21 protein-coding genes and 2 pseudogenes are annotated in these 26,040 nt (G+C 70.8%); 5 read left to right on the top strand and 18 right to left on the bottom strand.

Translation table 11 applies throughout. The annotated features are described in order from the left end of the window. The first annotated feature begins 159 nt into the window (after window positions 1-159). Window positions 160-1,134: a cellulose binding domain-containing protein gene (locus ACFP2T_RS28070; protein ID WP_377426719.1), complete on the top strand. Its 975-nt coding sequence runs from the start codon at window positions 160-162 to the stop codon at window positions 1,132-1,134. An 84-nt stretch (window positions 1,135-1,218) separates the two neighbouring features. On the opposite strand, the gene ACFP2T_RS28065 is transcribed toward ACFP2T_RS28070, so the two are convergent. The 10 genes from ACFP2T_RS28065 to ACFP2T_RS28020 all read right to left on the bottom strand — a co-directional run bounded on the left by ACFP2T_RS28065 (window position 1,219) and on the right by ACFP2T_RS28020 (window position 12,236). Then, a complete protein-coding gene (locus ACFP2T_RS28065; RefSeq protein ID WP_377426716.1) occupies window positions 1,219-2,730 on the bottom strand; it encodes a cellulose binding domain-containing protein in 1,512 nt (503 codons plus the stop codon). 168 nt (window positions 2,731-2,898) lie between these two features. Beyond that, on the bottom strand, window positions 2,899-5,019 hold the full coding sequence (locus tag ACFP2T_RS28060) for a cellulase family glycosylhydrolase (protein WP_377426713.1): 2,121 nt from the start codon (window positions 5,017-5,019) through the stop codon (window positions 2,899-2,901). Between the two features lie 186 nt (window positions 5,020-5,205). Then, a complete protein-coding gene (locus ACFP2T_RS28055; RefSeq protein WP_377426711.1) occupies window positions 5,206-6,216 on the bottom strand; it encodes a hypothetical protein in 1,011 nt (336 codons plus the stop codon). Window positions 6,217-6,390: 174 nt separating this feature from the next. Next, window positions 6,391-6,912: an SgcJ/EcaC family oxidoreductase gene (locus tag ACFP2T_RS28050; protein ID WP_377426709.1), complete on the bottom strand. Its 522-nt coding sequence runs from the start codon at window positions 6,910-6,912 to the stop codon at window positions 6,391-6,393. Between the two features lie 214 nt (window positions 6,913-7,126). After that, window positions 7,127-8,116: an aldo/keto reductase gene (locus ACFP2T_RS28045; protein ID WP_377426707.1), complete on the bottom strand. Its 990-nt coding sequence runs from the start codon at window positions 8,114-8,116 to the stop codon at window positions 7,127-7,129. Next, window positions 8,053-9,135, bottom strand: coding sequence for a TIGR04222 domain-containing membrane protein (locus ACFP2T_RS28040; protein WP_377426705.1), 1,083 nt, complete (start codon window positions 9,133-9,135; stop codon window positions 8,053-8,055). The genes ACFP2T_RS28045 and ACFP2T_RS28040 overlap by 64 nt, the downstream gene beginning before the upstream one ends. A gap of 69 nt (window positions 9,136-9,204) precedes the next feature. Then, a complete protein-coding gene (locus ACFP2T_RS28035; protein ID WP_377426703.1) occupies window positions 9,205-10,068 on the bottom strand; it encodes an amidohydrolase family protein in 864 nt (287 codons plus the stop codon). Then, window positions 10,065-11,141, bottom strand: coding sequence for an aldo/keto reductase (locus tag ACFP2T_RS28030; RefSeq protein ID WP_377426701.1), 1,077 nt, complete (start codon window positions 11,139-11,141; stop codon window positions 10,065-10,067). Before ACFP2T_RS28030 ends, ACFP2T_RS28035 begins: the two co-directional genes overlap by 4 nt. Next, window positions 11,138-11,449: an L-rhamnose mutarotase gene (locus ACFP2T_RS28025; protein WP_377426699.1), complete on the bottom strand. Its 312-nt coding sequence runs from the start codon at window positions 11,447-11,449 to the stop codon at window positions 11,138-11,140. Before ACFP2T_RS28025 ends, ACFP2T_RS28030 begins: the two co-directional genes overlap by 4 nt. Window positions 11,450-11,459: 10 nt before the next feature. Beyond that, a complete protein-coding gene (locus ACFP2T_RS28020) occupies window positions 11,460-12,236 on the bottom strand; it encodes an SDR family NAD(P)-dependent oxidoreductase (protein ID WP_377426697.1) in 777 nt (258 codons plus the stop codon). Window positions 12,237-12,856: 620 nt separating this feature from the next. Between ACFP2T_RS28020 and ACFP2T_RS28015 the strand changes: the two genes are divergently transcribed. Continuing rightward, entirely contained in the window at window positions 12,857-16,474 is a 3,618-nt protein-coding gene (locus ACFP2T_RS28015) for a discoidin domain-containing protein (RefSeq protein ID WP_377426695.1), read from the top strand. Between the two features lie 64 nt (window positions 16,475-16,538). Here the strand turns inward: ACFP2T_RS28015 and ACFP2T_RS28010 are convergent, their stop codons facing one another. Next, on the bottom strand, window positions 16,539-16,928 hold the full coding sequence (locus ACFP2T_RS28010) for an LppU/SCO3897 family protein (RefSeq protein WP_377426693.1): 390 nt from the start codon (window positions 16,926-16,928) through the stop codon (window positions 16,539-16,541). A 155-nt stretch (window positions 16,929-17,083) separates the two neighbouring features. Beyond that, complete coding sequence (locus ACFP2T_RS28005; protein WP_377426691.1) at window positions 17,084-18,097, bottom strand: tetratricopeptide repeat protein; 1,014 nt, start codon at window positions 18,095-18,097, stop codon at window positions 17,084-17,086. 494 nt (window positions 18,098-18,591) lie between these two features. Between ACFP2T_RS28005 and ACFP2T_RS28000 the strand changes: the two genes are divergently transcribed. Together ACFP2T_RS28000 and ACFP2T_RS27995 are read left to right on the top strand one after the other, a co-directional pair. Next, window positions 18,592-19,230, top strand: coding sequence for an RNA polymerase sigma factor (locus ACFP2T_RS28000; RefSeq protein WP_377426689.1), 639 nt, complete (start codon window positions 18,592-18,594; stop codon window positions 19,228-19,230). A 59-nt stretch (window positions 19,231-19,289) separates the two neighbouring features. After that, the gene (locus ACFP2T_RS27995) at window positions 19,290-20,213 is read left to right on the top strand and encodes a hypothetical protein (RefSeq protein WP_377426687.1); all 924 of its coding nucleotides are present in this window, start codon (window positions 19,290-19,292) and stop codon (window positions 20,211-20,213) included. A 114-nt stretch (window positions 20,214-20,327) separates the two neighbouring features. Here ACFP2T_RS27995 and ACFP2T_RS27990 read toward each other — a convergent pair. Together ACFP2T_RS27990 and ACFP2T_RS27985 are read right to left on the bottom strand one after the other, a co-directional pair. After that, a pseudogene (locus ACFP2T_RS27990) lies at window positions 20,328-20,622 on the bottom strand (transposase); the annotation flags it as partial. Window positions 20,623-20,667: 45 nt separating this feature from the next. Next, entirely contained in the window at window positions 20,668-21,231 is a 564-nt protein-coding gene (locus ACFP2T_RS27985) for an RICIN domain-containing protein (protein WP_377426685.1), read from the bottom strand. 87 nt (window positions 21,232-21,318) lie between these two features. Between ACFP2T_RS27985 and ACFP2T_RS27980 the strand changes: the two are divergent. Then, window positions 21,319-21,898 (top strand): annotated as a pseudogene (locus ACFP2T_RS27980) (IS630 family transposase); the annotation flags it as partial. A gap of 139 nt (window positions 21,899-22,037) precedes the next feature. Here ACFP2T_RS27980 and ACFP2T_RS27975 read toward each other — a convergent pair. The 4 genes from ACFP2T_RS27975 to ACFP2T_RS27960 all read right to left on the bottom strand — a co-directional run bounded on the left by ACFP2T_RS27975 (window position 22,038) and on the right by ACFP2T_RS27960 (window position 25,876). Then, window positions 22,038-23,000: an ADP-ribosylglycohydrolase family protein gene (locus tag ACFP2T_RS27975; RefSeq protein WP_377426682.1), complete on the bottom strand. Its 963-nt coding sequence runs from the start codon at window positions 22,998-23,000 to the stop codon at window positions 22,038-22,040. 106 nt (window positions 23,001-23,106) lie between these two features. Next, window positions 23,107-24,144, bottom strand: a complete 1,038-nt coding sequence (locus ACFP2T_RS27970; protein WP_377426679.1) for a questin oxidase family protein — start codon at window positions 24,142-24,144, stop codon at window positions 23,107-23,109. A gap of 84 nt (window positions 24,145-24,228) precedes the next feature. Beyond that, window positions 24,229-24,870 (bottom strand): hypothetical protein, encoded by a 642-nt coding sequence (locus tag ACFP2T_RS27965; protein ID WP_377426677.1) that lies wholly within the window; start codon window positions 24,868-24,870, stop codon window positions 24,229-24,231. A 166-nt stretch (window positions 24,871-25,036) separates the two neighbouring features. Continuing rightward, window positions 25,037-25,876 (bottom strand): class I SAM-dependent methyltransferase, encoded by an 840-nt coding sequence (locus ACFP2T_RS27960; RefSeq protein ID WP_377426675.1) that lies wholly within the window; start codon window positions 25,874-25,876, stop codon window positions 25,037-25,039. Window positions 25,877-26,040 lie beyond the last annotated feature (164 nt).

The following is a 26,040-nucleotide window of genomic DNA, read 5'->3' as shown; positions in this document are numbered from 1 at the left end:
AAGACGGCCAGGTTCATTACCATTTCGAGTGCCAAGCGGACGCGAACAGGAAGCAATCGCCGACAACGATGGGTTCGCTGCCATTTCTACCCGTACCCGATTAATTCGATCGCCCAGACGCGATTGCCCTTCACATCGAAGAACTTTAATGTGTAAGCCATGACAATCCCAATCTCCCGACGGGCAGGTGCGAGGGCTCTGGCAGCGGCACTTGCTCTCGGCATCGCAGCGGCCCTGCTGCTACCCGGTCGCGCCGACGCGGCCATCTCCTCCTTCGAGAAGGTGAGCGAGTGGTCGAACGGCTACATCGGGAAGATGACCATCCACAACGACGCGCCGGTCCCGACGACCGGGTGGCGGGTGGAGTTCGAACTGCCGGCCGGCACCAGCATCGGCCAGCACTGGAACGCGGACCTGACCCGGGCGGGGGCGCGCTACGTCTTCACCAGCCTGGCGTGGAACGGAACCGTTGCCGCAGGCGCCTCGACCAGCTTCGGCTGGGTGGCGTCCGGTACCGGCACGCCACAGGGCTGCTTGATCAACAATGTGGCGTGTGCCGGCGGTGGTGGACCGGACGTCACCCCGCCGGTCATTCCGGCGAACCCTCGCACCGAGTACGGGAGCCAGACCCTCACGCTGCGCTGGGACGCCTCGACCGACGACCGGGGCGTGACCGGGTACGAGCTTTTCTCCAACGGCACCAGGTTCGCCAGCACCACCGGAACCAGCCACACGATGCCGGTACCACCGCCGATGATCTTCACCTTCGGAATCCGGGCGATCGACGCGGCCGGCAACTCCTCCCCGTTCGCCATCATCAAGCTGGGCGCGATTCCCGACAGCGATCCCCCGACGGCCCCGACCAACCTGCGGCTCACCGGCCCGCGTGACGGCCACTATCGCCTCACCTGGGACGCCTCCCGGGACAACGTCTTCGTCGCCGGGTACCGGGTGCAACAGACCGGCACCGTTTCCGCGATCACCATGGTCGGTGACACCTTCGCCTACGGCCTCTCCCGTGGGTACGGCATCTACATGTTCGAGGTCCGCGCCTTCGACAGTTCGGGCAACTTCTCAGCCCCGGCGAACATCGGGATCGCGGTGGACCCGCCACCCCCGACCCTGACCCCGTAGGCGGGCAGCCCTCCGCGCAGCCGGTTAGGAAGGGCCCCTTCTTATACAGAAAACGATAAGAAGGGGCCCTTCCTTTCACTTCAGTCAGTTGCAGGTGGTGCCGTTGAGGGTGAAGGGGGCCGGCGCCACCGGAGAACCGTTCGCGGTGAAGCCGAAGCTCACCGCGCCGCCGGTCGGGATGGCGGCGTTGTAGTTCTCGTTGGCCACCGTCACCGCCGAGCCCGTCTGCTGGAAGACGCCATTCCAGTGGCCCTCGATGAGCTGGCCGCTGGGGAAGTTCCAGCCGAGCGTCCAGCCACTGACGGCCGGGCCGTCGTTGTAGACGGTGACGCTGGCCCGGAAGCCGGTGCCCCACGAGTCGGTGACAGCGTAGGAGACCCGGCAACTGCTGGGGATGGCGGTCGCCGGCACGAGGTCGCCGAAGTCGTCCCGGGCGGTGGCGAAGTCCTGGAAACCGAAGCCTGGCCCGGCGAACCGGGTGGTCGTCCCCGCGGCGAGCACCGTGCCGTCGGCGTTGACCGCGTAGACCGGACCGCCGCTGTCGCCCTGCCGCGCCGCCTGCTCACCGTCGACCTGGGTGGCCTCGACCAGTTCCTCCCGGTCGTCGTAGTGGAACTCGACCCGGAGGTCGCAGATGGGGCCGCCGAGCACGCCGGCCGAGGTGACACCGGACTGGCAGAGCAGCTGCCCGGGGAACACCTCGGTCCAGCCGACGACCTGGGCCCGGACCTCGTCGTTCACCCCGCCGACGTAGATGTGGTCGCCTGGGGAGGGCGTCGAGATCAGCATCGTGTCGTGGTCCGCGTTCCGGTGCGTGACGGGACCGATCTGCGTCCCCGCACCGGTGCTCCACACCTGGCCGAGGGAACCGCAGTGGCCGGCGCTGAGCAGGTAGGTGGCGGCAGAGGAGGCGTCGCTCACGCCGAAGCCGGCCGTGCAGTAGGTGCCGCCGCCCGGCGAGATGTACGCCCCGCCGTCGTACGGTGCCGAGTCGGCGTTACGTGAGACCGGAGCGAGCCGGTCCCGCTCGACGATCGTGGTCCGGACGCCGGTGGCCGGCAGCTTCGGCAGCGCGACGCCGGCCGTGTCGTCGACGGCGACCTCGATTCCGGCACCGTCGGTACGCAGCCTCACCGCATGGGCGGCGTCGGCCGGGTCGGCCTCGACCACGGGGACGAGCTTCGCGGCCGCCTTCTCCAGTTCGGTGCGGGAGTAGGTGGCCCTGGCCACCTCGACCGGCGCGGTCCTGCGGACGGTCGCCACCGCGTCGGCGATGTCGGCCGGCGGCACGCCCTTCCACCAGAGGGTGACATGGTCGTCGACCAGGCCGATCCCCGCGTAGCCGCGCGGGGACGCGCCCTCGACGGCGGTCCGGATGACGTTGGCGGCGTCGATCAGGGGAGTCTGGGCGGCCATCCGACTCAGGGTCTCCGCCGGGATCACGTCGACGATCGATCCGGCCCCGGACGGCGCCGGCTGAAGCGGCGCACTGGGTTCCGCGTACGCGGGGGTGGAGACGGGGCCGATCAGTGCCATCGCGCCGACCAGTCCCCCGACGACCACCCTACGGGCGGTCGCTTTCCAGATTTGGGTCATGACGCAGAGTCAAGCAACGCCGGGTGCAGGGAAACAGGCAGGACGCCCGGCAGGATCGGTCCTGCCGGGCCGGCTGCCGGTACGGGGCCGGGGAAGCGCGCCGAGCAACGGTGGCGGGGGCGGGTGGACCGGGGTGCCGCGGCTCGGAACGCGGCACCCCGGCGTCGTTCACGATGTCGTGCCGGTGACGGTGCCACCCGACTCGGTGACGTAGTACGTGCTGGTCGCGCCACTCCAGAAGTGGAACGTCAGGGTTACCCGCTGTCCGTCGTTCACCTCGGCGAAGAACTCGGGCTTCAGGGTGATGGAGTTCGCGCTGTAGTTCGGGGCGAACGCGACGTCGAACTCCTTGAACGAGGTCCAGTTGTGCGGGCCGGCGTTGCTACCGTCGGCGTACTTCGCCTCCATCGTGGCGAGTTGGTCCCCCCGGAACTGCGTCGGTACGGCGAACGAGGCCGCTTGCCCGGTCGCGCCCGCGAGCACCGGCGGGTCGTACGTGATGATGCTGATCCGCCACGGTACGCCCTGCGAGAAGCGGGCCTGGATGTTCGCGTTGACCCCGTACGCCCGGGAGCCGACCAGCCGGGTGACGGCGGCCGCGGTGAGCGTGAGCGTGCTGCCGGAGACGGTGTAGTCGGTGCCGTTCGCGAGGTCGGTGTTCCCCTGACGCAGCCCCTGGAACGTGGTGCCGTTCAGGTTGAGCGTCAGGCTCTTGCTGGTGATCGAGCCGGTTCGCGGCACGTACACCTGGTCGCTGGACGCGGTGCCGGAGCGCGTGGTCCAGCTCGACTTGATCTGGGCGAACAGCTCCGGATCGCTCCACTGGAACGACGTGCGGCCGAAGTGCTGCCCGTTGTCCCACAGTTGCGTGGTGATCCGCCGGTTACGCGCGTAGTAGCCGAGGTACTCGAAGAACTTCAGCTTCTCGCCCTGCTCGATCGTGCCGGTGTGCCGGTCGAAGCCGAGCAGCCCGTACTCGCCGATGATGACCGGGATGTTGCGCGAGACGAACGCGTTGTAGACCCGGTCCAACACGCCGGTCAGGTCCTGCTGGGCCGTGGCGTCGAAGCGGGTGCCGCCGGCGACGTTCACGCTGAACGGCCAGTATCCGTAGAAGTGGACGGTCGCGATCAGGTTGGGGTCGTTCAGGGTGTTGAACGTGCTCACCAACTCGTCCACCCGAGGCTGGTCGGCCGAGGTGTGCAGGGTCGGGAGTACGAGCAGCCGGGTGGCGTTGCCGCCGCCGGACTGGCGCACGATCCGGTGGAACGACGTGTTGAGTTCGTTCAGCAGCGTGGCGTTCTGGGCATCGCCGGAGCTGCCGGTGAACTGCGGCTCGTTGACGCTCTCGAAGGTCAGCCGGGACGGGGCGTCCCGGAACGCGGCGGCGATCTGTGTCCACAGTGCGTTGTACCGGTTGAGCACGTTGGTCCGGTCGGTGGGCATCGTGTTGATCCACTGCCACGAGTCGTGGTGGATGTTGATCATCACGTAGAAGCCGTCGGCGAGTGCCCAGTTGACCACCTCGCGTACCCGGCCCAGCCAGGCAGCGTCGATCGTGTAGCTCGGCGCCGCGCCGTGGTGGTTGCTCCAGGTGATCGGGATCCGGATGCTGTTGAAGCCCTGCGCCCGGATGTTGTCCAGCAACGCCTCGGTCACCCGGGGGTTGCCCCAGGCGGTCTCGTCGGCGCCGACCGCGTCGAACGAGTTGCCGAGGTTCCAGCCGGGCTGCATCGCGGCCACCGCGGCCATCGGGTTGCCGGCCGGCGGCGGCGTGGTCGGGGGCGGTGTGGTCGGCGGTCGGGTGGTCGGCGGCGGGGTCGTGGGCGGCCGGGTGGTCGGCGGCGTCGTACCCCCGACGTTGCCCGTGCAGGCCACGCCGTTGAGCGTGAACGAGGTGGGGACGGCGTTCGTACCCGACCAGGAGCCGTTGAAGCCGAACGACACCGTCGCGTTCGTCGCGATCGCGCCGTTGTAGCTGACGTTGGTCGCGGTCACCTGGCTGCCCGACGAGGTGACGTTGGCGTTCCACGCCTGGGTCACCCGCTGCCCGGACGGGAACGTCCAGACCAGGCTCCAGCCACTGATCGGGTCACCGAGGTTGGTGATGCCGACGTTGGCGCTGAAGCCACCCGACCACTGCGCCGACGTCGCGTACGCCACCCGACAGCCGGCGGCCGCCTGCGCGCTGACCGCGACCGTCGCACCGGCGGTCACCAGCAGGGCCGCACCGCCCGCGACCAGGCCGACCCGCCACCGGGCTCTTCGCAACGTGCTCTGCACACTCACAATGGCACTCCTTGCCTGGATCTCGGCCGCTCAGAGGCGATGGGGCGGGTCGCAGGCGAGGGCGTCGCACTGCCCCGGACAGTCGACATTAAGTTTAGAAGCCAAACTTTGTCAATCGGCACCCGGCTATGTCTCGGCCGCCGCGCCCGCCTACCCCAGGTCCGCCCCTCCAGGCAGGGAACCGGACTATGTGTTGGCCCACCGCCAGGCCGTCAGAAAGCCCTCCTCCGTGGAGGGAAGGAAGTACGCCCACGCGAGCGTCGACCCGACGTAGGGCCCGATCTCGTCGAGGACGGCCTTCGTCTCGGCGCGCCGGCCGGACAGGAAGTAGGCCAGCGCCAGCCAGTGCCGGCAGGTCATCGCACGGCCGGGCCGGGGTACACCGGCCCGCCACTTGGCAGCCCAGGAATCGAGTTCCGCCTGCACCTCGGGGCGTTGGAAGTGTCGGGAGCAGGCGGCCAGAGACTCGGGAGTGCGCTGGTCCCAGCCGTACTCGCGCATCGCGAACTCGAAGTGCGCGAGGAACGGCATCATCACGACGTTCGCGCCCGGTGGCGCGGCGGCGGCAACCTCGCGCGCCGCCGTGAACATCTGCTCGTGCGAGCCGAACCACTTCTGGCAGAGCAGGCTCACCACCGTCAGGTGCAGGTCGAAGTGGTACGGATCCCGCCGCTTCGCCTCCGCGAGCAGCTCCCGGAACTCCGGCGTGTCCACCCGCCCGTCGGCGAACGCCGCACCCAGCAGCTCGATAAAGGGCGTCGGATCGTGCGGCCCGGCCAGCGTGATCGCCCGGCGGCTGGCCACCGCCGCCGCGTCGGAGAGCTCCTTGAACGCCCGGAACTGCTCCGGGCTGGTCCGGGACGCCGGGGCGTCGCCGCGCGCGTCGCCCGCGCGGGTGGCCAGCGTCGCCGCATAGATCGTCACGGCGGCCGGGTCCTCCGGCGCGGAGCGGAGCCAGTCGTACAGCCAGGCGTCGTTCTGCGCGGCCGCCTCGCACAGCACGACGATCCGCCGGGAGCGCAGCTCCCAGTCCGCTCCGGCGACCGTCACCACGTCGCGCGCGGCGATCCAGTCACCGGCCTGTGCCCTGTCCCGGGCGTGGCGCAGCGCGTGGTCGTCCAGGGCCGTGTCGGTGTCGAGCACGGGCGGGACCGGTCCGGGCCCGTGGGGCTCGCGGCGGAAGAAGCGCGAAAACATTGCCAGATCGTAGGGGAGGCGAAAGTATTCCGATCATCGGCTGCCGGGTGGACATCAGCAGATCAGGTCCGGGACCGCTCGGTCGAGGCCGCATCGTGGGTATCGGACCGCCGCGAGCGCGGTGGTGCGGGCCCGGACCGCCGTGGCCGGACCGGGCCCGATGGGAAGACCGGATTACGGTAGTGGTTCGATCCGAGTGTTCTGGAAAGACGTCTGCAACCAACCACCGTGCCGCTTACGGAGCACATTCGTGTTCCTCGAATGGGATCCGGACCGGCAGGTCTCCTGCCCGGCGTCGATGACGCAGCTCGTACGCACGATAATCGCAAGATCTGGTTCGAGGAACCGAATGTGCTCGCCGAGCCGCACGATCCGGCTGGGTGGGATGTACATGTCGAAAGCGTGCTGCATTCCCACGGCGATCCCCTGACGGGTGACCAGGTAGTCGCCGTTGAAGGTGACCAGGTCGGCATCCTCGGTGAACGTGGCGGCGAAGGCCGTCCCGTCCTCGGCCGCCCAGGCGTCCTCCTGCTGTCGCAAAATGCGCTCGAACGCCGCCCGGTCGCGCTGGCGGCCGTCGGCTGCCTCGGTCCCCGCCACCGTCTCGGTCGCGGCGGCACTGGTCGGGATCAGGCCACCCGCCAGCGCCATCGCCATCGCCATGGCCGCCAGCCAGGATTTGCGCCGTGTCGTCATCGGTTCCTCCTCCGGTCGTATCGACGCAGCGACCGTAAATGTCGCGATTCGACGCCGCCAACCCCCCGGTGGGCGATCCCGCCATACCCAGGTGGAGGGACGGCGAATGCCCCCGCCGAGGGATCCGGAACCAATCTCTCCTCGCATTGAAATCGTCGTCACCGGAGTGGAAACCGAAGTGGAATGCGCCCGCGAACACGCCGATCGGGCGGGTTCAACGGCCGTCGAGATGGGTGGCGCTGATCCCGGCGACCCAGGGAGTCTGCTCGCATTCGGCGACGAAGTCGGCCGGAAATCCGGCGGTGAACTCCACCGCCGTGGAGAGCCGCTGCACCGCCTCGGCGGGCAGTACGACATCGACGGCGCCGAGGTTGTCCTCGAGCTGCCGCACGCTGCTGACCCCGACGATCGGGTGCACGGCTCGGGAAGCCGCCCGGGTCCAGGCGATGGCCACCTGGGCCGGGCTGATCCCCACCTCGTCCGCGACATCCCGCACCGCCCGGACAGCCGCCTGCTCCCGCGCGCCGAGCGCGTCGGTCCGGGTGTGCCCGCCGGCCAGCAGTCCGTGGGCGAGCGGCGACCAGGCCGCCACGGTCATGCCGAACGCCTCCGCCATCGGCAGCAGCTCCCGCTCGATGTCCCGCTCGAGCAGGTTGTACGGCACCTGGAGACCCACGAACGGTGTCCAGCCCCGCCACTGCGCCAGGGTGTTGGCCCGACTCACCACCCAGGCCGGGGCGTCGGAGATGCCGACGTACAGGATCTTTCCGGCCCGTACGGCGTCGTCGAGCGCCCGCATCGTCTCCTCGATCGGCGTGTGCCGGTCCCACACGTGCACCCAGTACAGGTCGACGTAGTCGGTGCGGAGCCGGCGCAGGCTGGTCTCCAGCGACAGCGTCAGGTTCTTCCGGTGGTTGCCGGCGGCGTTGGGGTCGCTGGTGTTCCGGGCGCAGGTGTACTTGGTGGCGAGGACCAGCCGGTCCCGGCGCCCCTCCAGCACCTCGCCGAGGACCTTCTCGCTCTCCCCGCCGCCGTAGTTCACCGCCGTGTCGACGACGTTGCCCCCGGCGTCGAGATAGAGGTCGAGCATGTCGCGGATCTCCGGCAGCCGGGTACGTTCCCCGTCCTGCCCGGCGAAGTTCATCGCGCCGAGGAACAACTCGGAGACCCGCAGGCCGGTCTGGCCAAGTAGTCGGTACCGCAAGAGAATGGCTCCCTGTCCTGTCGTCGGGTGCGTGCTTCGCGCACCACCCTCCGGGACCGGGCGCCTCTGGGTAAGGCCGGGCCGAGACCAGCCCCACCAGGGCCACCCTGATCGGCGATCACCCTCCGCCGCCACCGCCGCAGCCACCGCCGGCTCCGCCGCCACCCCCGCCCCGAGTCCGCTTCGCCGTAGCTGTTGCCGGACCCGTCCCAACTACCCGCGGTCCCGGTCGAGCCGGTGTAGATGTCCTCGTGCTCGACGTACGCCTCGTGTCCCATGTTCCTGTCGAGGTAGCCGAGGACACCGGTGCCGAACAGCGCCACCGCCATCCCCGCCGCCGTCGGGCCGTAGGTCCGCAGCGCCGGGCGATGGTCGACGCCGAGATGGCGGTGGGTCCGGCGTAGCTGGTCCAGCATCGCGTCGGCGGCCCGACCACGCCGGGGTATCCGGGCCACCAGGACGTAGAAGCCGACGAGGGTCAGCAGCACCGATCCGCCGAGGTAGCCGACCAGCCGGCCGTCGCTGGTGCCGAAGCTGATCCGGATGACGCCGACGGCCAGCAGCGCCAGCATCAGCCAGGCGCCACGCCGGGCCTTCCGTCGCACCTCGGGGCCCAGGAGCAGTCCGGCCCGTTCCACCTCGCTCCGCACCTCGCCGACGGCCTCGACCACCCGGGGATCGGCCCGGAGCGCCTGCTGCGCCACACCTTCGGTAGCGGCGGCGTACACCGCCCGGTCGAGCGTGGTGGCGACGGCCGGCAGCGACCGGCTGGCCCGCAACGTCCGCTTGTCCCGGTTCATTCGTACCGCCTCCGCAGCGCGCAGGCCGGCCAGTGACGAGTAGACGGCAAGCCGCTCCCCGAGGTGCAGGTAGCCGATCTGTTGTGGGTTGAGGTCCTCGAGACCGAGCCGGGGCGGCTGTTCGAGGACGTGGCGACGGTGGAGCAACGCGCCGACGAAGACGGCCGCCGCCGTACCGAGGTAGGCCAGGACGAAGGTGGGGATGACGACGGACCACATGGGCGCTCCCGGCACGGAGGAGGAGATTCAGCTCAGTGTCGGACCCGTCCGCCACTCACCGGTTCGGCGTCACCTCCCGGTGGGTCCGGCCAGCCGGTACGTCCGGACGGCGGTACCGCCGAAGACGTCGTCCCGCTCTCCCGCCGACAACGGTGGCAGCGCCTCGACCAGGGCGTCCCGCACCGCGCCGTATCCGGCGGCGAGCAGGCAGACCGGCCAGTCCGAGCCGAACATCAACCGGTCCGGACCGAACCGCTCGACGGCGGTCGCCACGAACGGGCGCAGGTCGGCAACTGTCCACCGTGTCCAGTCTGCCTCGGTGACGAGTCCGGAGAGCTTCGCGGTGACGTTCGGCCGGGCGGCCAGCGTGCCGAGCGGGTCGGCCCAGTCGGCGTGTCCGGCGGCACCTGCGGCGATCCGGGGCTTACCGAGGTGGTCCAGCACGAACCGCAGCTCGGGGACCGCCTCGGCCGCCCGTGCCGCGCCGGGCAACTGGTCCGCCCGGATCACCAGGTCGAAGGCGAGTCCGGCAGCCGCGACAGTACGCAGTCCGGCCCGTACCTCCGGCCGGTCCAGGTAGTCCGGGTCCGGCTCACCCTGCACCTGCGGCCGGATCCCGACCAGCCGCTCGCCGCCGGGCAGTTCCCGGTAGCCGGCCAGGGTGTCGGCCAGCCCCGGATCGGTGGGGTCGGCCCAGGCCACCACCCCGGCGATCGGCTCGGTGTCGCGGGCGTACCGGAGCAGGATCGCCGCCTCGGCCGGATCGCAACGCCCGCCCTCGACCAGCACCGTCCGGTCCACCCCGGCCGCCGCCAACTCCCGGCGCAGGTCGTCCGGGGTGAAGGTACGCCGGATCGGGGCCAGGGGCGGATCGTCGAGCCAGCCGTAGCCGTCCTCGATCCGCCACAGGTGGTGGTGGGCGTCGACGATCACGAGGAGACCACCGCTCGCGACGGCCGTGGCGCGTCCGGCCGGAGCAGGCCCCGCTCGACCAGTTCGGCCCAGAGTTCGTCCGGCGGTGTCGGGGCGGCGGCCAACTCGGCGTTCCGGGTGATCTGCTCGGCATCCCGCGCACCGACCAGCACCGAGGCCACCGCCGGATGGGCTCCGGCGAAGGCCAGCGCGGCGGCCGGCAGCGGGACGGCGTGCCGGGCGCAGACCTCGGCGATGGCCTGGGCCCGGGACACGATCGCGGTCGGCGCCTCGGCGTACTCGTAGGGCAGGCCGGCGTGGGGTCGGTCGACGGCCAGCAGGCCGCTGTTGAACACCCCGACGTTGAGCACCGACACGCCCCGGGTCAGGCAGTCCGGCAGCAGGCCGTCCAACGCGGGCTGCTCCAGCAGGGTGTACCGGCCGGCCAGCATCACGGCGTCGACGTCGGTCTCGGTGACGAACCGGTGCAGCACCTCCCACCGCTTCGAGCCGACCCCGAGCGCGCCGATCACCCCCTGGGCCCGCAACTCGTGCAACGCCGGGTACGCCTGCCCGAGCGCCTCCGCCTGGTGGTCCTCGGGGTCGTGGATCAGCAGCAGGTCCACCCGGTCCAGGCCGAGCCGGTCGAGGCTGGCCTCCAGGGTTCGGCGTACCCCGTCGGCGCTGAAGTCCCAGACCCGGCGGTGCACGGCCGGTACGTCGAAGCCCTCGTCGTCCCGGCGCCCCGCCCCGTCGGGATCCGGCACCAGCCGCCGGCCGACCTTGGTGCTGACGGTGTACCCGGACCGGGGCCGCTCGGCGAGTGCCGCGCCGAGTCGGCGTTCGGCCAGCCCGAGCCCGTAGTGCGGTGCGGTGTCGAAGTAGCGGATGCCGGCGGCCCAGGCGGCGTCCACAGTGGCGGTGGCGTCGGCGTCGTCGATAGCGCTGAAGAGGTTGCCCAGCGGCGCGGTACCCAGGCCGAGCCGACCGACCGTCACCGTCGAACGGCCCAGCCGGACCCCGGCCGTCCCCGTCCCCGTCCCGCCCGTCTCCCCCGCTCCGGCCGCCCCGCCGGACTCGACCGGCCCGGTCACGGGAGGTGCCAGACGAGGTCGAGGCCGTGGTCGTCGCCGGAGTAGTCGTCCTCGACCTCCAGCAGTTCGGCCATCCGGGCCTGCCACGGGACGTTCGCCGGATGGTCCCGCAGGGCGGCCCGCATCGCCGGATAGTCGTCGACCTCCACCAGGTGGAACAGGTCCCGACCACTGCGCCAGATCCGCCAGGACCGGACTCCGGCATCGCGCAGCGCCCCGTCCAGCGCGGCCGGGATGGTGGCGTGCACCCGCTCGTACTCCTGCTCCTTGCCCGGCTTCAGCCGGGTGTGCAGGGCGATCCGCTCCACGCGTACCTCCTCAGGGTTTGCCCGGTCCGGCGTCGGCGGCCGGCGGCCGGAGCCGCAGACCCTGCATCCCGCCGTCCACCGCGAGTACGGCGCCGGTGGTGGACGCGGCCGACGGGCCGGCCAGGTGCACGATCGCGGCGGCCACCTCGTCCGCGCTGACCAGTCGGCCGGTGGCCTGCCGGGCCCGCAGCGCGGCGAATTCGGCATCGGGATCGGCGGCGGCGGAGAGCAGCCGGCGGACCCACGGTGTGTCCACGGTGCCGGGGTTGACGCAGTTGACCCGGATCCCCTCCCGCACGTGGTCGGCGGCCATCGCCAGGGTCAGCGACTGCACCGCACCCTTGCTGGCGCTGTAGAGCGCCCGCTGCGGCAGTCCGGCGGTCGCGGCGATCGAGCAGGTGTTGACGATGGCCGCGTGCGGCGACTCCCGCAGCGCCGGCAGGCAGGCCCGGGTGACCCGGACCAGGCCGACCACGTTGACGTCGAGGACCCGGTGCCACTCGTCGTCCGGGTTGCTCTCCACGGTGCCCTGCGCGCCGATCCCGGCGTTGTTCACCAGGATGTCGAGCCGGCCGAGCGTGGTCACGGCGGTCCGCACCGCGGCGCGGACCGAGTCGTCGTCGGTGACGTCCGCACGGATGCCGAGCAGCGGTTCCGGCACCGCCTCCGGGGTCAGGTCGAGACAGGCCACCCGGGCGCCCCGCGCGGCCAGCAGCCGCGCGGTGGCCAGCCCGATCCCGGACGCACCACCGGTGACGATGGCCGTCAGGCCGGTGAACTCGGTCATCCCATCACTCCACATCGGGTCAACTGTCACGCCCGCTCACGAGGCCGCCGACCGCGATCATGCCTCGCCATACATCCGATGTCTAGCCGTCCCCGACCGCCGATCCGGCCCGTCAGGGAACCGCCTGCGAGCCGTCCCTCGGGAACCGCCTCGGAGCCGTCCCCCGGGAACCGCCTGCGAACCCCCCGGGACGGCTTCGGGCCCGCGAATAACGATCGATGCGGATAAATCACCCGAGTGCGCCCCATCGACGCGGACTGATCCGCCCCAACTGTTGACGTGGCCGTAGCACGTCTGCAACATTACGACGACGTAGCGCAAGTTCCGGGCCGGAAGCTGCCGGATAGCTTTCTACTTCCCGGAATTTCTGAACAGGCGCCCTCCGTACTCCTGCCCGGCCGCCACGGGAGGAGCGGCCCTCGGCGGGGTCGCGGCGGCGGTGGACGGACGACGGGCGGCGTTGCCGCTCGCCCCCGGCGGTGGGCGGCAGCCGGGCCAGACGCCGACTGGTCCGGCTGCCGCCCGCGACCGGCGGCGAGTGGCAGCCGGGCCAGACGCCGACCAGGTCCCGGCCGTCCCGCAGCACCCCTGTCGGTTCCGACGAGCGCCAAAGGAACGCAATGAGACAGCAGCAGGTAAGACCGCGCCTGGTCGCGGCGACGCTCGCCACCGGACTGGTCGTGGTCGCCGGATCGCTCTTTCCGACCTCGGCCTCGGCCCGCCCCGACAACCCGGCACAGCGGGCCGAGATCGCCGCCGTTCCCGCCACCATGACCGCCAGCAGCTCCCACCCGGAGTACCCGGCGAGCAACGCCGACGACGGCAACCAGGCGACCTACTGGGAGAGCAACAACAACGCGTTTCCACAGTGGATCCAGGCCGATCTCGGTTCGGCCGCCGACGTGAACCGGCTCGTGCTGAAGCTCCCCACCGGCTGGGGCACCCGGACCCAGACCCTGTCGGTACAGAACAGCAACAACGGAACGACGTTCAGCACCCTGGTCGCCGCCGCCGGCTACACCTTCAACCCGGCCAGCGGCAACACCGTCACCATCAACCTGCCGGCGACCAACACCCGGTACCTGCGGCTGCACATCACCGCCAACACCGGCTGGGCGGCCGGTCAGCTCTCCGAATTCGAGGTGCACGGCCCGACCGGCGGCGCCGACACCCAGGCACCGACCGCGCCGACGAACCTGGCCTACACCCAGCCGGCCAGCGGGCAGATCCGGTTGACCTGGTCCGCCGCCACCGACAACACCGGGGTGACCGGATACGACGTCTACGCCAACGGCACGCTCCGGGCCAACGTCGGCAACGTGCTGACGTACACCGACAGCCAGCCGGCGAGCGCCACGGTCACGTACCAGGTGCGGGCCCGGGACGCCGCCGGCAACGTGTCTCCGAACAGCAACAGCGTCACCAGGACCGGAACCGGTGGACCGAGCGGAACGAACCTGGCCGTCAACCGGCCGATCACCGCCTCGTCGACGGTGCACACCTTCGTCGCCACCAACGCCAACGACGACAACGTGGCGACCTACTGGGAGGGCGCCGGTGGGGCGTATCCGAGCGTGCTCACCGTGCAGCTCGGTGCGAACGCCACCGTCAGCTCGGTGGTCGTTCGGCTGAACCCGGACTCGGCCTGGGGGCCGCGTAGCCAGACGATCCAGGTGCTCGGCCGCGAGCAGAGCAGCTCGTCGTTCACCTCCCTGGCCGCGGCGACGCTCTACAACTTCAACCCGGCCAGCGGCAACAGCGTGACCATCCCGGTCAGCGGCAACGTCGCCGACGTACGCCTGTCGATCACCTCGAACAGCGGAGCCCCGGCCGGACAGGTCGCCGAGTTCCAGGTTCTCGGGGTGCCGGCGCCGAACCCGGACCTGACCGTCACCGCCGCCACCTGGAGCCCGGCCGCCCCGGTCGAGACCACCGCGATCAGCGTCTCGGCCACGGTCCGCAACGCCGGCACCGCGGCGTCCGGCGCGACCAACGTCAACTTCTACCTGGGTACGACGCTGGTCGGCACCGCCGCCGTCGGCGGGCTCGCGGCCGGGGCCAGCAGCACCGTCACCGCCAACGCCGGACCACGCAACGCCGGCAGCTACCAACTGACCGCCAAGGTCGACGAGTCGAACGCCGTCGTCGAGCAGAGCGAGACGAACAACAGCTTCACCAACCCGTCCTCGCTGACCGTCTCCCCGGTGGCCAGCTCGGACCTGGTCGCCACGCCGACCTGGACCCCGAGCACCCCGGCGAACGGCCAGCTGGTCACCTTCTCGGTGGCGATCCGCAACCAGGGCACGGTCGCCTCGGCCGGCGGCGCGCACGGCATCACGGTGACCGTGCTCAGCGCCACCGGTGCGACGGTCCGGACCCTGACCGGCTCGTACAGCGGGACGATCGCCGCCGGTGCCAGCACCGCACCGGTCAACCTCGGCACCTGGACCGCGGCGAACGGCCGGTACACGGTCCGGACCGTACTGGCCGCCGACGCGAACGAGTTGCCGGTGAAGCAGGCCAACAACACCAGCGACACCCCGTTCTTCGTCGGACGCGGCGCCAACATGCCGTACGAGATGTACGAGGCCGAGGACGGCGTGCTCGGCGGCGGCGCGGCGATCGTCGGGCCGAACCGGATCGTCGGCGACCTCGCCGGTGAGGCCTCCGGCCGGCGCGCGGTGACCCTGAACAGCAACGGCAGCTACGTCGAGTGGACCACCCGGGCGCCGACCAACACCCTGGTCACCCGGTTCTCGATGCCGGACAGCCCCGGCGGTGGCGGAGCCAACTCGACGCTGAACATCTACGTCGACGGCACCTTCCACAAGGCGATCGACCTGACCAGCCGGTACGCCTGGCTGTACGGCAACGAGGCGAGTCCGAGCAACTCGCCCGGCTCAGGTGGCCCCCGGCACATCTACGACGAGGCGAACGTGCTGCTCAACTCGTCGATCCCGGCCGGCAGCCGGATCCGGCTCCAGAAGGACCCGGCCAACAACACCACGTACGCGATCGACTTCGTCAACCTCGAACAGGTCTCGCCCCGGGCGAACCCGGATCCGGCCCGCTACACCACGCCGACCGGCACCGGCCAGCAGGACGTACAGAACGCGCTGGACCGGGTCCGGATGGACACCACCGGCAACCTGATCGGGGTCTACCTGCCGGCCGGCACCTACAGCACCTCGAACAAGTTCAACGTGTACGGCAAGGCGGTGAAGGTGGTCGGCGCCGGCATGTGGTACACCCGCATCCAGACCCCGCCCACCGGCTCGAACACCAACGCCGGCTTCCAGGTCGAAAGCTCGGCGAACGGCTCGTCCTTCGAACACCTCGCCTTCTTCGGCAACTACGTCGAGCGGATCGACGGCCCCGGCAAGGTCTGGGGCGAGCTGTCGAACGTGCAGAACCTGACCTTCGACAACGTCTGGGTCGAGCACACCGTCTGCATGTTCTGGGGCGTGCACGTCAGCAACATCACGATCAAGAACTCGCGGATCCGCAACACCTTCGCCGACGCGATCAACATGACCAACGGCAGCACGAACAACCTGGTCAGCAACGTCGAGGGACGCGGCAACGGCGACGACGCGTTCGCCCTGTTCTCGGCGACCGACTCCGGCGGCGGGGCGAACACCGGCAACGTCTTCGAGAATCTCACGGCGACGCTGACCTGGCGGGCGGCGGGCGTGGCGGTGTACGGCGGAGAGAACAACGTCTTCCGCAACATGTACATCGCCGACCAGCTCGTCTACTCCGGAATAACCATCAGCTCGCTCGACTTCGGGTACGCGTTCGTCGGGTTCGGGCCGGGCCTGACCCGGATCGAGAACGCCTCGATAGTCCGGTCCGGCGGCCACTTCTGGGGCGCGCAGACCTTCCCCGCGATATGGGTCTTCTCCGCCTCGAAGGAGATGCGCGGGATCCGGGTCAGCGACATCGACATCGTGGACCCGACCTACCACGGCATCATGTTCCAGACCAACTACGTGGGCGGTCAGCCACAGTTCCCGGTCACCGACACGATATTCACCAACATCTCGATCAGCGGCGCCCAGCGCAGCGGTGACGCGTACGACGCCAAGTCCGGGTTCGGCATCTGGGCCAACGAGATGCCCGAGCCGGGCCAGGGTCCGGCGCGCGGCTCGGCGGTCTTCAACAACCTCCGGCTGAGCAACAACTACCAGGACATCCGCAACACCACGTCCACGTTCACCATCACCGTCAACCCCTAAGTGTAAGGAAGGGCCCCTTCTTATCGTTTTCTGTAGAAGAAGGGGCCCTTCTTAACACCGCTCCTCAGGCGCCGGCTGGGCCGAGGCAGAGGATGAAGCCCTTCCGGAACCGCCGCCCGTCCTCGTAGAACGAGGCCTCGGTCTCCGGGTACGCCGCACAGGCGGCATCGTTGTGGTCGGCCTCGGTCTTGCCGGTCAACCGACCCAGGACCTTCCACTCCGCCGCCGCGTCGGTGCACTCGACGGTCCGCAGCTCGGACGCGCTCTGCCCCGCCATGCAGTCACCGACCTCCGCCTGGTTGGGCTCGTCGAGGCCGAAATAGATGGCGAACGGGGCCACCAGGATGGCAATTCCGAAAAGGACCACCCGGAACTTGCTGATCGGACGTAGACCTCGGAACCACGTGCCGATCGACCTCTTCGACTTCTGTTCCGGACCGGTGAAGTGGGACATCAGTGTGCGTACTCCTGTCAAGATCGGTCAGACCGGCAGAGGATAGCGGGGGTCGACGCGGACCGGAAAGGGGATGGGCCACGGTTTTCCCGTCGAATGGCGGGAGCGTTTTCGACAGCCATTCCGTTACATCACGAGGGCGGCGGTGACGTGAATTACCGTGGCGGCTCGTGCCGCCGGGCGATGGACAGGTCCCGCCAGGTGGCGAACCGCCCGGCCGGGTCACTGCCGCTGGAGTAGTACCAGGGCCACTCGGTGACGTTGTCGCCGATCGCGTCGAAGACGGCCGCCGCCGCCGGGTAGTCCTCGGCGAAGGAGAAGGCGAGGGCGAACGAGTTGAACGGGCTGGGCCAGCCGGGCCGGCGCTGGTAGTTCGGATGCCAGATCGACCGCTCGGCCGCCGCCCGCAGCTCGGTACGCACCGCCGAACTCATGATGTACGGATCCTTCTCCTCGCTCGGCAGGTCGAGCCAGTGCTCGATGTGCGCCACCGCGACGAGTTCCGGAAGCAGGCTTCCCTCGGGCGCCCGGGCGGCGGCCGTACGCGCGAAGTCGAACATCTCCTCCGTGCTGCCGAACCACTTGCGGCAGAGGAACTGGAGCATCTGTTGGTGCGCGATCAGATGGTGCGGATGCCGGCGTACCACCTGGTCGAAGCGGCGTACCGCCTCGTCCCGGCCGACCTGCCGGCCCCGCGCCGCCGTCACCAGGAACGTCCAGGCGGTCGTGTCGGCCGGATCGCGGTCCACCACCTCGTCGAGGCAGTTCTCGGCCAGCCGCAGCCGCTCGAAGAAGCCCTGGAACTGGCTCTGACTGGTGTTGTCGGCCGTGGCGCCGCCCCGGGCCTCCCACGCCCAGTAGACGGCGTGACAGCCGCGTACCAGCAACGGCAGCGTCGAGTGCCGTTCGGCCGCGATCCAGTCCCCGATCCAGTCCTGCACCCCGGCCGCGTCCGCGCAGATGCCCAGGTAGAAGGCCCGGTCGTCCGGGTGCTCGATCGAGTTCAGGAAGTCCCGGACGCCGGCCCAGTCCCGCTGCTGGAGCGCGGTGTGCAGATGCCGGGCGCCCGGATCACCCTTGGCCTTGTCAACGGTCGGCCCGGTACGTGGAGCCGCCTGCTGAATGTGCACACCTGTCGGCGGTCGCTGCTTCTTTCGGAATGGCCACATCACCGTCTCCTCCCGTGAATGACCGGACGAGGCTAGCGGGAGTCGGCATCCGCCGCCGATGCGGGTTGGCCGCCGCACTCGGGTACACAATGGCGGAGACAAAGACGTATGCCGCAGAACGGAAGGCAGAACGACAACGGCAGCGTCGGCGGGCAAAATTGTGTTACATCGACTCGCGGGACCGGCTACCGATATATCTCACTGAATCCGGCCCCCGAACGACTTGAATCTGCTCCCGGCCCACGCCTAACCTAGGGCCGCGATCAGATGGACCGGCGAGCCGACCGGCACGGGTCGGAAGTCGACGGCCGCGTCGGAAGTCGACGGCCGCGTCGGAAGTCGGCGGCGAGGCCCGGAATGGCTCCACGCGGCGGGGAGGGTTGTGGAAGGGTTCGGACGTTCGGCACCGGTCGCCGTACCCCGCACGGCGCAACGACCTGTCACCGCCGCGCACCGGTCTGACCGGAACCCCGCGACCCGGACCAGGGCGGGCCGTGCCGGCTGACCTGGCCGAGACGGTCCGATCGGCCCAGGACGGGGACGAGGAGGCGTTTCGCCTGCTCTACCGGGCCCTCCAACCAGGGTTGCTGCGCTATCTGACCGTGCTCGTCGGTGCCGATGCCGAGGACGTGGCCTCCGAGACGTGGTTGCAGATCGCCCGCGACCTGGCAACGTTCGCCGGCGGACCGGGCTTCCGGGCCTGGGCGACCCGGATCGCCCGGAACCGTGCACTGGACCACCTTCGGCTCCAGCACCGACGTCCGGCGCTGTCGGTGCCGGTCGAGCAACTGTCGGAGATGCCCTCCGCCGAGGACACCGCCGAGAGCGCCAGTGCGGGGTTGGGTACCGACGCGGCGATCGCGCTGATCGCCACCCTGCCCAGGACGGAGGCCGAGGCGGTGCTGTTGCGTGCGGTGATCGGTCTGGACGCCGAGAGCACGGCGCGGGTTCTGGGCAAGCGTCCCGGGGCGGTCCGTACGGCCGCCCACCGGGGGTTACGCCGACTGGCCCGGATGCTGGAAGGGGAGGAGCCGTCCGGGCCGGAGACCCGGGGGCAGTCGGCTACCGGGACCGGGCCGGCCACCGACGGCCACCCCGGCAAAGCTGTCGAGGCGAGGCAGGGATGGCGCTGAGAGGGGCACGGATGGGCTGGCGCCGACGCCCTCGGCCTGAGCCGGACGAGGTCGACCGCTTGCTCGACGCCGCCGCCGGAGACGTCGACCGGTTGCTCGACGCAGCTACCGGAGGGGTCGACCGGTTGCTCGACGCAGCTACCGGAGGGGTCCACCAGTTGCTCGACGCCGCCGCCGGAGGGGTCACCGAGCCCGGACAACCGCTCCGGAACGCACCGGACCCGGTCGCAGGACTGCTCGCCGCCGCGGCGGCACCGGCCCGGCCGAAGGAACTCGACGGTGAGGAGCCGGCGATGGCCGCGTTCCGGGCGGCCCGGCACGCACCGGCCGAGGCCGCCCGGAACGCCCCCTTCCCGACAGTTCTGCGCGTCCCTCGGCCGGCGTCCGGGAACACCACGGTCCCGGTGCCGGCCCGGCCCCGGCGCTCCCGCCGACGGCTGACCGCCGGAGCGGGTGCCTGGATAGCTGTCGCCGCCACCACCCTGACCGCCGGCGCGGCACTGGCCGCCGACGCCCTGGTCACCCGCCCGGTCCCGGCACCCCGGCCCGAATCGAGCATCGGCACGAACACCTCGGATCCGGGTACGTCGCCGACCGTGCCGTCCACCGCCGTACCCGGCTCGGGGATCCCCGGGCCCGACAGGTCCGGCGCCGCCCCGGCGATCCCGGCACCGCCGGTCTTCGGGCTCTGCCGCGCCCACCTCGCCAGGAGCGGGGTGGACCATGGCCGGGCGGCCGAGAGTGACCCGCCGGCCGCGTTGGTCGAGGCGGCCGGCGGCCGCACCGAGGTCGAGGCCTACTGCCGCGAACTCCTCGCCACCGATCCGAGGCCCGACAACGGCGAACCCGGCAACGGCGAACCCGGCAACGGCGGACATGACACCGAGCACGGTCCCGACCACAGCCCGCCCGGCAGGGACGACCCACCCGGCAAGGGCGATCCGCCGGGTAAGGACGATCCGCCGGCACGCGGTCGCGGCTGACCGACCGCGCGGTTTCGTCATGGCCCGCCGTCCCCGGACGCCGGGGCCGGGCGGCGGGCTCGCCGAACGCGCCATCCTGACCCCGGACCGGTACGCGGAGGCGCCAGAGCCTGTGTCGATCCTGGCGCCGGCGGCGTGCTGGTGGGCTCGGGCGGTGGTCGAGTCCACGGACACGTCCCAGGTGATCTGGCCGGCGGCGTCAGTGCGGGCCCTGCAACGCGGTGAGGACCTGCTGCCAGGTTCCGTCGCGCTGCCAGCGCCATAACCGGGCGTACACCGCCGACCAGGACCCGTACTGGTGTGGGACGTCCCACCAGGGGGCGCCGACCCTGATCCGCCACCGGATCCCGTCGATCAACTGGCGCCTAGCGGGCCAGAGGGCGGCGAGAACACCAGATCGGTGTTCCAGGCCGCCGCACTGATCAACCGAGCGGCTGATCAGGTGGCGGCCCGTCTACCAGGCGCGCAAGTTCCACTGCTGGGCGGCGGTGTTGTTGCAGGTCCACTGCCACAGGGCGTTGCCCGCGATGGGGTCGCCCCAGGGGACGTCGACGCACTGCCCGGTCTGGAGGTTGCGCAGCGCGTAGCCATTCACGCCGGGTACCTGCGTGACGGACCAGAGCTGCCGGGCGACGCCCAGGCAGTCCCACAGTTGTAGCGTCTGGCCGGCTGCCGGGTTGCCCCAGGGCAGGTCGAGGCACTTGGGGCCGTCTGGCGACCAGAGGGAGCTGACAAGCTGGTAGTAGACGACGCCGTCCCACCTTCCCTCGTAGACCATGGTCCATTTCTGGGCCGGGCCGTCGTAGCAGGGCCACTGCTTGATGGCCGTGCCGTTGGCGGTGCTGGCGTACGACACGTCGATACACAGGCTGCCGAAGGGGTGCTCGCTGGTGGCGGAACTCTCGGATCTGAATGAGTACTCGGTGGCGGCGCTGGCAGGCGAGGCGACCACCAGGCTGGCGGCTACGAGTCCGAGGCACACCGCGAGCACCATGGACTTCCGGCTGAGGATGTTCAAGACCGTTCCTTCCAGTGGGAGTTGGAGATATCGATGAAGGGGTAGCCGGTCGGCGCCAGATACGTCCGCGTCAGATACGTCCGCGTTGGTTTGTATGACGAGCCGCGTCCGGGTCGTCCGCGCCAGGTCAGTGACGCGGACGTGGAACGGGTGATCGTGGAGACGTTGGAGTCGACGCCGCGTAACGCGACGCACTGCTCGAGCCGTTCGATGGCGGCGGCGACGGGGCTGTCGCAGTCGACGGTGTCGCGGATCTGGCGGACGTTCGGTTTGCAGCCGTGGCGGGCGGAGTCGTTCAAGCTGTCGACGGATCCGTTGTTCGTCGACAAGGTCCGTGACGTGGTGGGGTTGTGTCTCGACCCGCCGGAACGGGCTCTGGTGCTGTGTGTTGATGAGAAGTCGCAGATCCAGGCCCTGGACAGGGCGCAGCCGGTGTTACCGATGCAGCCCGGCGTGCCGGAACGCCGTAGTCACGAATACCTGCGGGCGGGTGTGACGAGCCTGTTCGCGGCGTTGGACCTGGCCACCGGGACGGTGATCGGGTCGGTGCACCGCCGGCACCGGCAGCAGGAGTTCCTGAAGTTCCTGCGGAAGATCGACGGCTCGGTGCCCGGTGATCTGAACGTGCACCTGGTGTTGGACAAACTACGCCACGCACAAGACCCCGCTAGGGTGTCCACGAGGTCTCCGGTTTCAGGTTCTGCTGGTCGCTGAACCATCTACCGGAGACCTCGCTACATATCGACCTCCGACACGCGAAGATCCTTAAGCCAGCTCAAACCCTGGCACCGACTTCGACACAGGCTCTAAGGCCGTCCGGGTACCCGGCGGGCCCAGGGTGGCAACTCCTCGCGGGCGGCGAGCCACGACGCCGGTACGCCGACCGCGTCCGGCCCGTCCCCGATCCCGGTGTACGCCGCCACCACGCCACCGACGATCGCCCCGGTCGTGTCGACGTCCCCACCGGCCGCCACGCAAGCGGTGATCGCGGCCGGATAGTCCGCCAGCCGGGTGGCGGCGACCCAGAGCGCGAACGGAACCGTGTCCTGGGCGGTCACCCGGGAGCCGTTGCCGAGGTCGTACGCCGCCTCCTCGACCGTCACCGGCTCCGCCGACCGCCGCGCCAGCAGTCGCCGGGCGCGGTCCATCCCCCGGCGTACCTCCCCGTCGATCAGGTACGGCTGGAACCGGTCGAAGAACGCGGACGCGGACGGGCGTACCCCGGTGAGCCGGGCGGCAGCGGCGTACGCGGCGGCGACCGCGACCAGGACCGCCCCGGCGATTCCCTCCGGATGTGCGTGGGTGACCTCCGCCGACCGGATCGCCTGCTCGGCGGCCCGGCGCGGCCGGTCGGCGTGGTAGGCGCCGAGCGGGGCGACCCGCATCGCCGCGCCGTTGCCGCAGGAACCCTCCCCGCCGAACGCGGCTCCGGCCGCGTCCCGCCACGGCACGCCGTCCCGGATCTGGTGCAGGATCACCACCGCGCCCGCTCCGTAGCCGCGGTACGGGTCACAGCGGTCCGCGAAGACGTCGGCGAGCCGATCCTGTTCGATCGTCCCGTGTTCGCCGAGTTCGGCTACGACCGAGCAGGCCATGTGGGTGTCGTCGGTCCACTCCCACGGACCGGCCGGCGGGCGTCCCTCCACCAGCTCGGCGAGCGACCGTCCGACCATGAAGAACTGGGCGCCGAGCGCGTCGCCCACCGACAGCCCGTGCAGGCTGTCGTAGCAGAGGTCGAGCCGGGCCGGGTCGTGCAGTACGAAGGTCATCGCCCCCGATCATGCCCCAGGCCGACGCGTTCGAACATGACCGGGCGCGACCCGAAGGGGCCCAGCACGCCTCCGAAGGGGCCCGGGCGCGGCGCCGCCGCGCCGGTCAGTCCCCGGCGAGCAGGTCGACCGACGCGACCGCCAGGGCGGCCACCGTCGGGTCGTCGCCGCTGCGCGCGTACGCGTCGACGGCCGCGTCGGCGAACTTGATCGCGTGCTCGTCGCCCGAGTCCGCCGCCCGGTGCATCACCTCCGCGATCTGCGGGGCGGACCGCCGGATCAGCGGCGGCCTGGCCCGCGCCGGAGAGTAGGCGGCCGTGACGGCGGCCGTCGCGGCCCAGGCCGCGTCGAGACTCGGTGTCCAGAGTGGCGTTGGCAGCGCGGGCAGGGTACGCAGCACCGCGTTCGGGGCCGTGGCGGCGTGCACCAGCATGATCGGACTGGCGTACCCGTGGCTGGCGTACCGGGCGACGGCGGCGTCGACGATGGCCGCGAGCCGGGTCGGCACGTCGGCACCGCGCTGACCGGGTACCGCTCCGGCGCTGGCCGGCCACTGCGTCGACTCGGCCAGTTGCGCCAGCCTGGCCCGGATACCGAACCGCTGATCCGGCACCCGTGGTACGCGGTCGAGCGCGGATCGCGGATCGGTCGTCGGGTACGGACCCGCGCCCGGCGGAGCGAGCGGCTGCCAACGGGCGGCCCAGTAGGCCAGTCCGGCGCCGAGTTCGGCGATCCGCCCGTCGGTCTCGGTGTCGAGCAGCGCGCGTACGGCATGACCGACCCGGATCACGCCGTGGGTGGCACCGGCGGCGATGCCGGGCAGCAGCCGTGGCCACCAGCGGACCAGCACGGTACGCCAGGGCTCGCCGGCCAACTCCCGAGCGAAGTAGTCCAGCCAGTCGCCGGCCCGGCTGGGGTCGCCGAGCGGGTCACGCCATTGCGCGGTCTCGATGGTCGAGATGCCGCGCGGGCGCTCCTCCAACCGGTCCGCGTAGGTGTCCAGCCACGGGTGGACAAGGTGCCCGTACCCGTGCCGGACCAGGACCTCCGCCGCCATCGGCGCATGGTTCGTCAACCAGCCGTCCCGTTCCGGCCCGGTGTGCCGAATCCGTTCGTACACCTCGTCGAGGATGGAATCTGTCATGGTCGACAGGTTGTGATGTGAAGCGAGGTTGAAGTCAAGCCGGCCGTGCCGGAGGTAACACCGGGTGCGGGACCGGCCCGGACGTCAGCGCCGGCAGGCCTTGAGCGAGGTGGTGGTCCTGGCGGTGCGGGTGGAGCCGTCCTTGAACTTCGCCTCGGCCGTGACGTTGATCGCGCCGCCCGCCGAGTTGCGCGGGTCGGCCCGGAACGGCCCGAGGCTGGCGAGCCAGGAACCCCGGTCGTTCCCGAGCGTGCGGGCCGATCCACTGCCGCTGAACGGCACCGGGGTGCGTACCTGATAGCGGAACGTCACCGACGAGACGTTGGCGGCGTTGTTCACCCGGACCGTCAGCAGTCCCCAGCTTGGATTGCCACAGCCGTCCTGGTGGAGGCCGGTGAACGTCTGGGACTGGGCCAGCCCGCCCGACACGCTGACCGTCACCGTCGACCGCTGCCCCATCGTGCGGGGCCGGCTGGCCGGCGCGGTGGTGGTGGCCGCGGGTCGGCTGGTCCGGACCGCCGTGGGGGTCGGCGCCGCCGACGTCGTCTCCACATCGGTCGGTGTCGGCAGGGGTGACGGGGACTCCGAGGCCGACACTCCGTCGGCCCACTGGGGAGGCTCGGTGCCGCCCCCTCCACAGGCCGCCGTGAGCGGCAGGACCGCCACGCACGCAACGGCGAGCGCGGCACCGGATCGGATACGCCGGGGGTTGAGGACAGTCACCATGATCCCATCAGTCGTGTTGGCCCCATTTCGCGGCATCAGCCGGCCTTGACCGTAGTCCTATCCCTCGATGTCACCAAATCCGCCCCGGTGTCCGGCGCCGGCAGCCGATCGGAACACCGGGACCGTCGACCGGACGCGAAGGTACGGCCGCCGGAGGAGGGTCGGCCTACGGCTGCCAGACCACCAGCTCGATGGCTCGGGTGCGCTCGGAGAAGCGCCCGTTCGGCGACGCCATACGGAGCAACGCACGCAGGTCCCGCTCGAACTCGGGTCGGCGCTCGGCGAACAGGTGCGGCGCGGCGTACGACAACGAGAAGACCGCGCTGACCACCTCGTCCTCGGTGCGTTCCCGTACTACGCCCCCGGCGACCTCGAAGCGGCGCGGCCCCTGGTAGCCGGCGGACCGCATCACCTCCTCCTCCCCGCCCGCCGTCCCGTCCGGCAGCAGGCTCCGGCCGGCTCTGCGGACCGGGCCGAGATACCGGGCCACGAGCGCGTCGACCTCGTCGTGCGGCGGGCGGGGATGCGGCAGCGGATCGTTCCCGGGCTCTCCCCGGTGCGTGGTGGCGCCCACGTGCACCCAGGCGCCGCCGGACGCCACCATCGGCCGTACGGCGGCGGCCACCCGGGGACGGTCGAGCCAGTGGAACGACTGCGCGAAGGTGACGACCCGGAACGTGCCGAGCCCGCCGGGCAGTTCCTCGGCGCGCAGGTGGTGCCAGCGCACGTTGTCGATCCCGGCCCGCTCCGCCGCCCGGTCGGCCCGCCGGAGCATCTCCGGGTCGGCGTCGATCCCCACCACCGCGTCGAACAGGGGCGCCAGCAGAAGGGTCAGCGAACCGGGTCCACATCCCACGTCGAGCAGCCGACCACGGCCGTCCAGCGCCAACTCCGTACGCAGCACGTCCGCGACCGCTCCGGGGTACGGCATCCGGCCGATGGCGTAGTGGTCCGCGCTGCCGGCGTACAGGGTCTCGTCCCAGTGGAAAGCCGCCCGATCCGTCACGGTGTCGAAGCGTACGTCCCGGAGCCGGCAACAGACCCTCGTCCTGACCGCGCCGGATTCTCGTTTCCGGGCCGTCCCACGCGCCAGTCAACTACTTGTTGTGGTGGACTTGTTTGTGCTACAAAGTTGTCCGTCGCATGAAGTACGGGGTCCGGCCAGCTCCA

The organism is Plantactinospora solaniradicis, from assembly GCF_042658085.1.
GTDB classification, from domain to species: domain Bacteria; phylum Actinomycetota; class Actinomycetes; order Mycobacteriales; family Micromonosporaceae; genus Plantactinospora; species Plantactinospora solaniradicis.
This window is presented reverse-complemented; position numbering and strand designations above follow the sequence as displayed.

Excerpts from the sequence above, each read along its gene's own strand:
- ACFP2T_RS28050 (WP_377426709.1), bottom strand. The coding sequence starts at position 6,912 with ATGACGACACGGCGCAAATCCTGGCTGGCGGCCATGGCGATGGCGATG.
- ACFP2T_RS28015 (WP_377426695.1), top strand. The coding sequence starts at position 12,857 with ATGAGACAGCAGCAGGTAAGACCGCGCCTGGTCGCGGCGACGCTCGCC.
- ACFP2T_RS28010 (WP_377426693.1), bottom strand. The coding sequence starts at position 16,928 with ATGTCCCACTTCACCGGTCCGGAACAGAAGTCGAAGAGGTCGATCGGC.
- ACFP2T_RS28020 (WP_377426697.1), bottom strand. The coding sequence starts at position 12,236 with ATGACCGAGTTCACCGGCCTGACGGCCATCGTCACCGGTGGTGCGTCC.
- ACFP2T_RS28065 (WP_377426716.1), bottom strand. The coding sequence starts at position 2,730 with ATGACCCAAATCTGGAAAGCGACCGCCCGTAGGGTGGTCGTCGGGGGA.
- ACFP2T_RS28055 (WP_377426711.1), bottom strand. The coding sequence starts at position 6,216 with ATGTTTTCGCGCTTCTTCCGCCGCGAGCCCCACGGGCCCGGACCGGTC.
- ACFP2T_RS28040 (WP_377426705.1), bottom strand. The coding sequence starts at position 9,135 with ATGTGGTCCGTCGTCATCCCCACCTTCGTCCTGGCCTACCTCGGTACG.
- ACFP2T_RS27970 (WP_377426679.1), bottom strand. The coding sequence starts at position 24,144 with ATGACAGATTCCATCCTCGACGAGGTGTACGAACGGATTCGGCACACC.
- ACFP2T_RS27965 (WP_377426677.1), bottom strand. The coding sequence starts at position 24,870 with ATGGTGACTGTCCTCAACCCCCGGCGTATCCGATCCGGTGCCGCGCTC.
- ACFP2T_RS27975 (WP_377426682.1), bottom strand. The coding sequence starts at position 23,000 with ATGACCTTCGTACTGCACGACCCGGCCCGGCTCGACCTCTGCTACGAC.
- ACFP2T_RS28070 (WP_377426719.1), top strand. The coding sequence starts at position 160 with ATGACAATCCCAATCTCCCGACGGGCAGGTGCGAGGGCTCTGGCAGCG.
- ACFP2T_RS28005 (WP_377426691.1), bottom strand. The coding sequence starts at position 18,097 with ATGTGGCCATTCCGAAAGAAGCAGCGACCGCCGACAGGTGTGCACATT.